9 protein-coding genes are annotated in these 11,850 nt (G+C 35.7%); 1 reads left to right on the forward strand and 8 read right to left on the reverse strand.

What is annotated here, in order from left to right; genetic code table 11:
• Positions 1-144 precede the first annotated feature (144 nt).
• From ACEN33_RS10610 to ACEN33_RS10630, 5 genes are all read right to left on the reverse strand, one after another.
• A complete protein-coding gene (locus ACEN33_RS10610) occupies positions 145-2,067 on the reverse strand; it encodes a fructose-1,6-bisphosphatase (protein WP_407095067.1) in 1,923 nt (640 codons plus the stop codon).
• 198 nt (positions 2,068-2,265) lie between these two features.
• Positions 2,266-2,760, reverse strand: coding sequence for a peroxiredoxin (locus ACEN33_RS10615; protein ID WP_407095069.1), 495 nt, complete (start codon positions 2,758-2,760; stop codon positions 2,266-2,268).
• An 80-nt stretch (positions 2,761-2,840) separates the two neighbouring features.
• On the reverse strand, positions 2,841-4,058 hold the full coding sequence (thiI, locus tag ACEN33_RS10620) for a tRNA uracil 4-sulfurtransferase ThiI (RefSeq protein WP_407095071.1): 1,218 nt from the start codon (positions 4,056-4,058) through the stop codon (positions 2,841-2,843).
• 12 nt (positions 4,059-4,070) lie between these two features.
• A complete protein-coding gene (locus ACEN33_RS10625; RefSeq protein ID WP_407095073.1) occupies positions 4,071-5,213 on the reverse strand; it encodes a cysteine desulfurase family protein in 1,143 nt (380 codons plus the stop codon).
• Positions 5,214-5,382: 169 nt separating this feature from the next.
• Positions 5,383-7,107, reverse strand: coding sequence for a septation ring formation regulator EzrA (locus ACEN33_RS10630; protein WP_138403621.1), 1,725 nt, complete (start codon positions 7,105-7,107; stop codon positions 5,383-5,385).
• Positions 7,108-7,542: 435 nt separating this feature from the next.
• On the opposite strand from ACEN33_RS10630, the gene ACEN33_RS10635 reads away from it, so the two are divergent.
• On the forward strand, positions 7,543-8,553 hold the full coding sequence (locus tag ACEN33_RS10635; RefSeq protein ID WP_407095075.1) for a BMP family protein: 1,011 nt from the start codon (positions 7,543-7,545) through the stop codon (positions 8,551-8,553).
• A 220-nt stretch (positions 8,554-8,773) separates the two neighbouring features.
• Here ACEN33_RS10635 and rpsD read toward each other — a convergent pair whose 3' ends face one another.
• The 3 genes from rpsD to ACEN33_RS10650 all read right to left on the reverse strand — a co-directional run bounded on the left by rpsD (position 8,774) and on the right by ACEN33_RS10650 (position 11,700).
• Positions 8,774-9,382, reverse strand: coding sequence for a 30S ribosomal protein S4 (gene rpsD, locus ACEN33_RS10640; RefSeq protein ID WP_197104534.1), 609 nt, complete (start codon positions 9,380-9,382; stop codon positions 8,774-8,776).
• A gap of 216 nt (positions 9,383-9,598) precedes the next feature.
• Positions 9,599-10,264, reverse strand: coding sequence for an amino acid ABC transporter ATP-binding protein (locus tag ACEN33_RS10645; RefSeq protein ID WP_138403624.1), 666 nt, complete (start codon positions 10,262-10,264; stop codon positions 9,599-9,601).
• An 11-nt stretch (positions 10,265-10,275) separates the two neighbouring features.
• A complete protein-coding gene (locus tag ACEN33_RS10650; protein ID WP_407095077.1) occupies positions 10,276-11,700 on the reverse strand; it encodes an ABC transporter permease subunit in 1,425 nt (474 codons plus the stop codon).
• Positions 11,701-11,850: the final 150 nt, after the last annotated feature.

The following is an 11,850-nucleotide window of genomic DNA, read 5'->3' on the forward strand; positions in this document are numbered from 1 at the left end:
GCCAAGTGAATTCTCCTTTTAGTAATGTGTGGTAACTTTATTATATAGGAATTCACTGGCTTTTTGTGTACATACAAAAAAAGGTGTCAGTGAGATTTCTCTCACCAACACCAAAAATTCAAGAACCAAAATAAAGAGTTCTAATTAATAACGCTCGTAATTTTTAAAGAGTTCCTCTAAATCAGCAATCTCTTTTTGAAGTCTTTCGCCAACGGTTGTCTCTTTAACTCTTGTTCGGTCTTCTACACGATCAACCAAACGTTTAACTGATACGATATCTTTCTTATTCATCACCGCATCATCGATTGAATCAAATGGCTGGTGAGCTACTAACTGCATACCCCAACTGTTTGATAATAAAGTGTAACCGGCAATACCAGTTTGTGAATGATAAGGTTTTGAGAAACCTCCATCAATTACAATCAAGCGACCATTTCCTTTAATTGGGCTCTCGCCGTCTTTTGCTTTGACGGGTGTATGACCATTAATAATATGTGCTGTCTTATCCAGCCCAAATTCATGTAAAATATCTAAACAATTAATCTCATTATTTCTTAATTGGTAGTACGGGTTCTTAGGTTCTTTATGCGTTTCCTTATCTTCGACGTAATAACGTTCAAATGTCTTCATCGCACCTTTTCCAAATAGGGAAGACGAATCTCCGCACCATAAATACCACATAATATCCGTTGAGAAATCATCTGAAACTTCTCTATTAATGAAAGCTTTGTAGACATGAGTTTCAAAGAAATCGAGTAACTCTTTTCCAGCATAAGACATATTATCAATACGTAATGATTTAAAGTCGCCATTTTCATGCATTGGAATTCCACCATGAATAAGTAGGTTGTTATTGTAAACTAAATACATTCCTCCATTATCCAATAAGAAGTTAATATGCCGTCTAAGTTTTTCACTACCTATAAATGAATCTTTTAGCTTTTCAAGTAAGATTTCTTCCTCTTCTGTTAATTCATTAGGATTATCCCAATTCACAGTGGGTGCATGAAAATTATTTAATGCATACTCTTTTCCGTCAATTGTAATAGTCTCTTTTTCTGGATTAATGACACTCAACATGTCACGATTTTCCATCATAAAATCAGGACGTCTAGTATACAGTTGTCCCTCTAGTTTCAATTGAAGAATACTTGTTGCTTGTTGGATAATATTTAAAATTCGATATTCTAATTCAGAAACTTCATTGATATCGCTCAGTCTAGGATTGAATTTATCGATAGGCTCATAGTATTTATCTGCATACTCAATTAATGGTCTAATGTTAATTCCATATGACTCTTCAATGACATCTAAATTATTGTAACGAGATGAGATACGAATCACATTCATAATTGAAACAAGTGAACCTGCCATCGCTGCCATCCAAATAATATCATGGTTCCCCCATTGGATATCAATACTTGGCACGGCCATTAAACGGTCAATAATCTTATCTGGTGCGGGTCCTCGATCATAAATGTCTCCAACAACGTGTAAATGATCAACGACTAAATGTTGGATCGCAATACATAAAGAACGGATTAATGGTTTCGCTTGTCCTAATTCAATGACTTTATCAATAATTGTATCAAAGTAATCTTCTTTATTTGAAACTGGATTCGATTCTGAAAGTAATTCATCAATAATATAACGGTACTGTGAGTCTAACGTCTTTCTCACTTTCGAACGAGTATATTTTGTACTTGAGAATAAAGTTACTTCAATTAATAAATGAATTTGTTTACGATACCAATGAATAATCTCTTCGCTATTTAAACGATTCTCTTCCAATGTTATCTTGCCTGTTGGATAATAGATTAATACGCTTAAATCGTCAATATCGATATTATCACGGTCTTTAAAGCAGCTTGCTACCTTTTCCTTAATACTCCCTGAACCGTTACGCATAACGTGGTTAAAAGCGACATACTCACCGTGCAAGTCACTCACAAAGTGCTCAGTCCCTTTAGGTAATTGCATAATTGCTTCTAAATTAATAATTTCTGTTAGTACACTTTCCTTAGTCGGAAATTTCTCCTTTAAAAGTGCATAATATTTATTATTCATTCCTAATCACCCCTTTAACATATAATAGTACATTTTCTACAAAAAGGCTTTAGATTTATTATAATTTTATTTTATTCCTTCTAAATGTTTGTCTAATATTACTTCTACATGCCAAAAATATAGCTAAAAGCAAAAATAACCGCCCAAAATAATATTTGGGCGGTTAATTAGTCATTGTATTTTGGGATATAACTTATATTATAGTTTATCTGCAGCTTCTAAAGCTGAGTCATAATCAGGTTCGTCAGCAACCTCGTCGACGATTTGTTTGTATTGGATGACTCCATCTTTATCTACAACAAATACAGAACGCGTTGTACGAACGTCTCCACCTAATTCAATATCTAAACCATATGCTTTACCGAATTCTCCGTCAGCATCTGTATAAGTATCAACATTTAGATTGTTTTCTTTGTTCCACTCATTGAATTCGTCTACAGTATTACGACCAAGTGTAATGTATTTATAACCTTTATCTGCAGTCTTTTCAGCAAAGTTCTTAGTTTGTAATTCACATGTACGAGTTAATACATCAGGTACAACACTTAGAATTGTTACATTGCCTTTAATGACATCTGCTAATTCTACTTTGTCACCTTTGTTGTTAGTAACTGTTGCGTTAGGTGCTTTGTCCCCTACTGAAGGTTGAGTACCCTTAACTTCGATTGGATCGCCTTTAAATGTTACTTGCATGATATAACTCCCTTTCATATTTTAATACTATAGTTATTATATCGCTTGCAAGTGAATACTTCAAAGATTCTGATTGCCTATTACAGTAAGTTTGCAAAATCAGCTTCTTGGTTTTTTATATAATCTTCATCGATTTTTTCGATGTGTGTATTCTCAACGGCATCTTTTACTAAGGCTTCGACATCTAGAGCAAGTTCATAGTCTTCAATTTTTTCTTGTTTTGGTTTCGTATGAGGCGCTGTTGGTGCAAATACTGTACAGCAATCTTCATAAGGTTCATTTGAAATATCAAAGGTATCGATCTTCTCAGCTAAGGCGATGATTTCGTTTTTATCTGTCGCAATTAATGGTCTGAAGATCGGGGTTGATGTCACTTCATTGATGACACGCATACTCTTAATTGTTTGAGAAGCGACTTGTCCTAAAGATTCCCCGTTAACAATTGCGTCCGCATTATTTTGTTCAATGAGTTGATCCATGATTCGCAACATAAAGCGTCTCATTACAGTCATGGATTCGCTGTCCGGTACATGCGCTTTGATTTCTTCTTGGATTTTAGCAAATGGGACGTTGTGGAACTTAATTGGCATTCCAAAGTGTGCTAATTTAGCGGTTAATTTTTTCGCTTTTTCTAGAGCTTGGGGACTTGTATATGGTGGGCTACTAAAGTGAACGGCTTCAATCTCCATTCCTCGACGCATCATTAAGTAACCTGCGATAGGTGAGTCAAAACCACCTGATAACATTAACATCCCACGCCCACTTGATCCATAAGGCATCCCTTGGAGTCCTTGGTATGATAATAAACTTAAGTATGCTTCATCTTTCAGATGAATACTGACTGTCAGTTTATATGTCGGTCTTGTCATCTTAACAGCTAGGTTTTGATAAACTTCCCCAATAACATCTCCAACTTCACGTTGAATTTCGTAAGTATCTAGTTCAAATTCCTTATCAGAACGTTTAGCAACGACTTTAAAAGATTCACCGTCTTGAATATTTAACTCACTGAATAATTCTAATGCTCTTTTTTTAATAGCATCCATGTCTTTTGCTACAGGATAAACTGGTTCAAAACGTGAAATACCTGGGATATCTTTTAATACTTCAATGAGCTCTTCGTAACTTGCTTGTTCCCATTTAATAAACATAAAATCACGGTTTGGATAAATTTTAATACGTTCAATATATTTTGTCTTATGTCTAATTTGTTCCGCCATCTTCTGTTGGAACATTTTACGGTTTTTACCTTTTGTCGATAATTCTCCGTAATGAATTTTAATTTGTTTTTCTTCCATTATAACTCCCCTTTAGGCGTAATTCTTAAATTGTTCGGTTACTTGTTCTAAGGTTGTAAGTAAATAATCAACGTCTTTATCTGTTGTTGTATGTGCCATACTCAGTCTGATCGCTGATTTACTAATCTCATCAGGTATATTCATGGCTTTTAACGTCGCGTGTTCTTGATGTGAGCGACTTGCACATGCACTTGTCGTTGATACAAAAACATCATGTGCTTCTAAGGCATGTAATAACACTTCGCCCGGAACGGGTGCTAAAGCTGCACAAACAATATGTTCACTACTTGTTGTCTCAGCAAATACTTGCCAATCAAGATTTTTTAAAGTTTCAATGATTCTACCGCGGTAAGTTTCTAATCTTTCTTTTGTATCCGCTTGGGTTTCATTCATTTTTCTTAGCGCTCGACTTGTCGCAACGATTCCCGCTAAATTCTCAGTACTACTGCGTCGACCAGTCTCTTGCCCACCACCATGAAGTAAAGGCATATTAGGAACGCGTTGACGTTGGGCTAGTATACCTACTCCGCGTACTGAATGGAATTTATGACTTGATAAAGTAATCATGTCAATGCGTGGCTCACGCAGCAATGCGATTTGCGAAGTGATGGTCTGAACGCCGTCCATATGCCAAATCACTTGTGGGAATTTCTGCAATAAAGTTGCGATTTCTTTAACAGGTTGAATCGCTCCAACTTCATTGTTTACGCCCATGACTGACACTAGTAGAACTTCATTATCTAGTAAAGATTCAAAGTGAGCCAAGTCAATCTGTCCGTTGCCATCAACGTTTATCAGCTCCACTTGGTAACCCAATGATTCTAATAGTGGAATTTGTTTCATTGTAGCTGGATGCTCAATCGAAGAGATTAATACTTTATTTCTATTGGGATGAATTTGTTTAATTGCTTTTAAGATCGGTTGCATGACCCAGTTATTCACTTCAGTCCCACTTGAAGCAAAGTAAATCTCATTGCTTTCAAAGCCTAATATCGCAGCAATTTGTTTGCGTGCGGATGTCATTAATGCTTTAGCTTCTTCTCCAAGTTTATGTGCACTTGAGGGATTTCCAAAGTAATTTAATGACACTTTCTGATATATATTCAGAATCTCAGGTGTCGGCTTTGTTGTTGCACTATTATCGAAATAATACATGGCATTTCTCCTTCTACAATTTTTCTTATCTATAAAATTATTCTAAAAACAGCATCAAACATTATAACATAGCTTTGATTAGATGTCAGTGTATATATAATATTTCCTAAACATAAAAAAATAACCTTTGAATCGACTAAAAGTCAAAATTCAAAGGTTATTGTATTGTTTAGAATACGCGATTTTGTTTTTCTTGTTGATACATACGTCTAACTTGAGTCGGACCTTCACGGTCAACACGGTATAAAGCTTTTTCAATGACATTTAAAGCTTCGTCGTAGCGGAATTCATCATAGAATAAGTATTCTGCTTCATGAATGGCTTGATCCATCTCAGGATAGTCAAAGCGGAATCGGTTACTATGTTGAATCATATATTCAGTTAGTGTTGCACTATCGACAGTAGACTCAGTTAATTCATCTAATTTATTTAAGTTTTCAGCTAATTGTTTCTCTAAGCCTTCAATTTCAACCATATCAATGCGAACACGATTTAGTTGTTTAGATAAATATTCAATCTCGTCTGTCACTTTGTAGAATATCTCATAGTAATTAGAACTTAAACCTGGTAAATGTTGCTTCTCTAAGCGTCGCTTCATGTTACGTAAATCAAGTTCATATGAATCTAAGTTTGTTTTCGCTTCACGCTCGCGTGCATTAAGTTGTCCTAAATCTTTAACGATTTTTTGTTGCTTGCTATCGTATTCATTTAAATTCTTTTCAATACGACTTAATTGTTCTGCAACTTGAGTAAAGACTGCACCATCGGATTCAATCGTTCCGGCAGTGTCAGTAAATCGTCCATACTCTGCGTTAATTTGTTCAGTTAGTTCACCGATTTGATCAACTTCGTTCTCGTGTAAGATATAACTTTGCGCGATGCGGTCTACTTCAATCCCTGCATAACGATTATTTTCTCTTACTTCTTCGAAACGCGTGCGCAATTGATTAATATGTGTATTCACATAATTCTTCGCTTCAATTTCAGCTTCCATAAAGTCATATAATGAATTAATTTCACGGTCTGCTTTATCCATTAATGTTTGCGCGTCAACTAAGTCGGCATTTTTAATGTGATTTTTCGCTTCGTTCAGTTTTTCTTGAATTTCTTCTGCTTTCTCAGGAACGTCCACGCCTTCGAAGTTAAAGTGACTTTCAAGCATTTTTTGGTGTCCATCAAGAATATCTTCTAAAGCATCTTCGTAATCTTTCTTAATCTTGTTATACATTGAAGGTAGTTTCTCAAGAATGTCTTCTAAGCTACCTAAGTCTGCTTCTATTGTATCTAACATATCATCCGCTTCAATATGATCGCCCGCTGTTGTTAATTCATTGTAACGAGTAAAGTTTAACTCTAAATATTGTAAGTTTTTCTCTAACGTTTCAATGGCTGGTCCATAGTCAAATGAATGATTCATGATACTTTTACGAGCAGTGTTGTATCGTTCAAGTAGCGCTTCATTACGTTCATGATTATCTTCACTAATCTTTAGTAAAGCCGTTAACTCATCATGTAAATCGTGTACTTGGACTTCTGTTTCATCAAGTAAGTCACGTGCTTCGTCTAAAGCTGTCTTAGCCTTCATTAAGTTCATTTGTTCGCTGTATTGCTCAGCACCAACTAACATCGCTTCAATTTCAGTAAATTGGAAGTTTGTTAGAGTTTGCCAAGTTGCTACAAGGCTTTCGTATTTACGTTTCGTTTGGCCCGCTAAGTCCATATTCTTTAACGTAAACAACTGATCAGCAATTGAAATGCTCATCATCTCGTCTTTACGATTCTCTAGTTCTCGAATCTCTTTCGCACGCTGCGTTCTTAGATAAAAAATAACCCCCGATGCAACAAGAAAGAGGATAACGATGATAAATAAAATATCAGTAAAGGTTAAATTCATTGTCTCGCTCCTCATCAATCAGTATATATATGTGTTTTAAATTTACTACATAAATTGTCAATCTAGATTATAGCATTTACAAGTCATTAATTAAAGTATTTATCTAGATAAATAAAGGCATTAGCGTTAATGACATCGTTTATGTTCTCGATGTTCCATCTTTTTATCTAAATCAACCTTATTTCTGTACTAATATAGACAAGATATTTACTTGTCATCATACTACTTGTATATATAAATCATTCCAAACCTGTCAAATTGTTCTATAGTACACCCATACACTTACTATAATAACAGAAATGATTATAAATTATCACTATATATGTAAATAATTCAATAAATTACTGAAATTCGATTTATTATATTAAAAATACTAATTCTATTATAGAAACATGCTATACTATATTTATTATATTTGAAAGGTTGGGTAAATAAATGAAATCTTTATTACTTTTCTCAAGTTTACTTATGCTCTCCACTGTAAGTGTTCAAGCCCAGGATGATTTTAGTATCGGGATGGTCACGGACGTTGGAGGTATTGATGATAAATCCTTCAACCAAGGTGCCTGGGAAGGCATGCAACGTTGGGGTGAAGAACACAGCAAAGAACAAGGTTTGAATGGCTTTTCTTATTTCCAATCAGATACTGAAGCTGATTACATTACAAACCTAAATCTAGCTGCTCAAAACAATATCGATATTATCTTTGCCATTGGCTACAAATTACAGCCAGCTGTTCAGGAAACTGCAGAACAATATCCTGATCAATACTTCGGTATGGTCGATTCAGTCGTTGACTTACCAAACGTTGCTTCTTTAAACTTCGCCGATGAAGAAGCTGCTTTTCTTGCTGGTGTAGCTGCAGCGACTACGACTCAAACGAATAAAGTTGGATTCGTTGGCGGTGTTGAGGGCGTTGTTATTGATAAGTTTGAAGCCGGCTTCGTTGCGGGTGTTCAAGCCGTCGACGATTCTATTGATATCGAAATTCAATATGCAGGAAGTTTTACCGATCCATCAATTGGTCGTACAATTGCTGCGACGATGTATTCGAATGATATTGACGTCATCTTCCATGCTTCAGGCCCTACTGGTAACGGTGTATTCTCAGAAGCTAAAGACTTAGTAAGTATTGAACCTGACCGAGATTTATGGGTCATCGGTGTTGATTTAGACCAAAGTGCTGAAGGTGAAGTAGATATTGATGGTGAAACTCGCAATATCAACTTAACTTCTACTTTAAAGAACACTGGGAATGCCATTCACTCTTTCAGTAATACTATGATGGAAGAAGGCTTTGAACCTGGCATCCAATGGTTTAACCTTGCTAACGATGGTGTAGGTATCGCAGAAGGAAGATTAACCGATGAATCATTAGAAGTCATCGAAGATTACAAACAACAAATTATAGACGGAGACATTGAAGTTCCAGATGCTCCAGAATAATATATACTAATAATTTAAATATCAGGATCACTTTTGTGGTCCTGATATTTTTTGTCTTTTTTAATATTCGATTGTCTTTTTTAAGAATCCATTCAATTTAAGCAATAAGTAAGCCTATTATTATACCCTATGACAGAAAATAACGAGTGCCGTTTAGAATAAGCTCTAAACTGACACCCGTTATATAAATTACTCTGTGTTATTAAATCTTTACTAAAGATTAGCCTAATTTGTTGTAGTACTCAACAACTAATGACTCATCAATTTCAGCATTTAATTCGCTACGTTCTGGTAAACGAGTTAAAGTACCTTCTTTAGAGTTTTCGTCATATGAGATGAAGTCTAAACGAGAAACAACGTTTTCTAAGTTGTTTTTGATTAATGCTAATTCTTGAGATTTTTCACGTAAACCAATCACTTGGTCTGGTGATACTAAGTATGATGGAATATCAACACGTTTACCATCTACAGTAACGTGACCGTGGTTAACTAATTGACGTGCTTGACGACGTGTATTAGCAAATCCTAAACGGTATACTAAGTTATCTAAACGAGTTTCTAATAACACCATGAAGTTCTCACCGTGTTTTCCTTCCATTTTACCTGCACGTAGGTATAATGTTGCGAATTGACGTTCGTTTAATCCGTACATGAAACGTAATTTTTGTTTCTCTTGTAATTGAGATCCGTACTCAGAGATTTTTCTACGAGAGTTGTTCCCGTGTTGTCCTGGTGCGTAGTTACGTTTTGCGATTTCTTTCCCTGTTTCAGTTAAAGAGATTCCTAAACGACGTGATAATTTCCATGATGGTCCTGTATATCTTGACATAATTTAATTCCTCCAATAAGTTTTTTTGGAGTAAAATAATTCTGTTTAAAACTCGAATGCGTGCATTCCGCTTTTCACTTTCACCATTAGCAGCCGCGGTTACTCGATGCCCTACTTATTTCATTAGGTTTTAGAATGTTGACGCGCTTTCTGTTTTAACGCTGCATTATTTTACACAAGAGCTAGTGTACCAAACAGGTGTATCAAAAGCAAGCATTATTTGATAAATTCTGTCGTTCGAATCACTCTTGCGTCTCCTAATAATTTTACTAATTCATTATCATGGGTAATAATCAAAATCATAATCCCTTGATTAGATAGTTGAGTAATTAATTCCGCAATTTTACCGACAGTTTTCTCATCTAAGGCAGAGGTTGGTTCATCGAAGCAAAGTAAGCTTGGATTCATCATCATCGCTCGCGCAATCGCAACACGTTGCTTTTGTCCACCTGATAACTGGCTCGGTTTAGAATCCCCTTTGTCTCCGACACCCATTTGTTCCAACAATGAAGCCGCTCTTTCTTCTAAAACTGCTTTGTCAGCAAATTTATTCGAAAGTGGTGCTAATAATAAATTCTCAGTCACACTTAAGTTTGGGAATAATTGATAATCTTGGAATACAAGTCCGATCTTGTATTGATAATCTTTAATGGATTGATTATCTTGATATTCTCCGTCTTTAACTAAGTAAGTATCATCAATCGAGATAGAACCTTTATCAACTTCTTCTAGGTGATTGATCATACGTAGTAATGTTGTCTTCCCGCTTCCCGACTCCCCTAGAATGACTGTAATTTCTCCTGGGGCAACTTCCATACTATAATTACTAATTACGACATTGTTCCCGAACTGTTTACTAACGTCCTTTACGATTAAACTCATTTGTAATCCTCCTAATAGTCAATTCTCTTCTCAATTTGATTTAATACGATTGTGACAATCCCTGTTAAAGCTAAGTAAATCACACCGACATATAAGTATGGCATCATACTTGCGTACTGATTAGATAATGAACGTCCTACTTTTAGTAATTCGTCTAAACCAAGAATATAAATAAGTGATGTGTCTTTTACTAAACTGATGACTTCATTACCTACGGAAGGCATTACTACTTTCCATAGTTGTGGGAGAATCACTCGACGATATCCGGTTAGTTTATTAATAGATAATACTTTTAATGATTCGTACTGACCTTGAGGAATGGCATTTAAGCCCCCTCGGAAAATCTCCACTAGATAAGCAGCGTAGTTTATGATCATAGTCGCTAAGGCTGCAGGCACACGGTCTAGTGTAATACCTAAAAACGGTAAGCCGAAATATACAACCATTAATTGAAGAAGTAATGGCGACCCCCTAAAGACGTATACATATACTTGGATGATTGCTTTTATCCAAGCTGGTGCGCGTTGTTCTAATAAGGCGATAATCAAACCAAGTGGAATACTGACAATTAAAACAACAAAGAATACGAGTAAAGTTGTTTTGGCTGCATCCAATAATGGTGCAAGCATATTTGCTTCTTCAGCAGACTCATCGCCTCCTAATTCAGCGAACCAACGATTTTCTATTTCTTCATAAGCTTCACTATTTAATACCTCATTTAAAGCGACATTAAAGTCTTCAACAAAGGCTGTTTCATTTTGTCTGAAACCTACGGCTGTTTCAGTTATTCCAAAGTCTTCATCTAACATGCGATACTCACCTGCTTGACCGTTTTGTGAGAAATAATATCTTGTCACTAATTCTGCAACCACAATCGCATCCACCCGACCTGTAGCTAATTCTTGAAGGACTTCATTAAAAGAAGAGAAAGTAATCACTCGACCGTCATCTAATGATTCTTCTAAGCCTGGTTGTTGTCTGATTGCTTCTAATTGAGAGGATCCTTCTTGAGTCGCAACTTTCTTACCTTCTAAATCTGCAATCGTTTGAATCTCACTATCATTCTTAACTAATACACCGACGCGACCTTCGACATAATTATCAGAGAAAAGTACTAATTCTTCTCTCTCAGGTGTTTTTGAATAACCGTTCCAGATCATATCAATATTTCCGTTATTCAGTTCTGCTTCTTTCATTGACCAGTCAATGGATTGGAATTCATAATCAACCCCCATGTTGTCAAAGACTTCTTCAGCTAATTCAATGTCAAAGCCTGTATATTCACCATCATCTATAAACCCATAAGGTGCGAAAGTTGAATCGAGTCCAACTGTAACTGTCTCACCAGGTTGGATTGTTATATCCGATTGAGCTGCTGCTTGGATGGGTACAAATACCAACATACTAAGTATTAATAAATTAAGCCATTTTTTCATTTTCAAACTCCTTTAAACAAATTAAGGTTCATGAATTTTTGATGTTGGTGGACCGAGGAGCCAGGTGACGCAGTCACCTTGGCTCTTTTTTTATTCCTATGTTTAAGTGTCTCTCTATGCAACGATAGTTTGTGTTGTGTTCTCATCTTT

Source organism: Ruoffia sp. FAM 24228 (genome assembly GCF_045528575.1).
Taxonomy (GTDB): Bacteria; Bacillota; Bacilli; order Lactobacillales; family Aerococcaceae; genus Ruoffia; species Ruoffia halotolerans.

Bases quoted from the DNA above. Each gene is read 5' to 3' on its own strand.
- ACEN33_RS10610 (WP_407095067.1), bottom strand. From the start codon at position 2,067: ATGAATAATAAATATTATGCACTTTTAAAGGAGAAATTTCCGACTAAG.
- rpsD (WP_197104534.1), bottom strand. From the start codon at position 9,382: ATGTCAAGATATACAGGACCATCATGGAAATTATCACGTCGTTTAGGA.
- ACEN33_RS10635 (WP_407095075.1), top strand. From the start codon at position 7,543: ATGAAATCTTTATTACTTTTCTCAAGTTTACTTATGCTCTCCACTGTA.
- ACEN33_RS10645 (WP_138403624.1), bottom strand. From the start codon at position 10,264: ATGAGTTTAATCGTAAAGGACGTTAGTAAACAGTTCGGGAACAATGTC.
- thiI (WP_407095071.1), bottom strand. From the start codon at position 4,058: ATGGAAGAAAAACAAATTAAAATTCATTACGGAGAATTATCGACAAAA.
- ACEN33_RS10650 (WP_407095077.1), bottom strand. From the start codon at position 11,700: ATGAAAAAATGGCTTAATTTATTAATACTTAGTATGTTGGTATTTGTA.
- ACEN33_RS10625 (WP_407095073.1), bottom strand. From the start codon at position 5,213: ATGTATTATTTCGATAATAGTGCAACAACAAAGCCGACACCTGAGATT.
- ACEN33_RS10615 (WP_407095069.1), bottom strand. From the start codon at position 2,760: ATGCAAGTAACATTTAAAGGCGATCCAATCGAAGTTAAGGGTACTCAA.
- ACEN33_RS10630 (WP_138403621.1), bottom strand. From the start codon at position 7,107: ATGAATTTAACCTTTACTGATATTTTATTTATCATCGTTATCCTCTTT.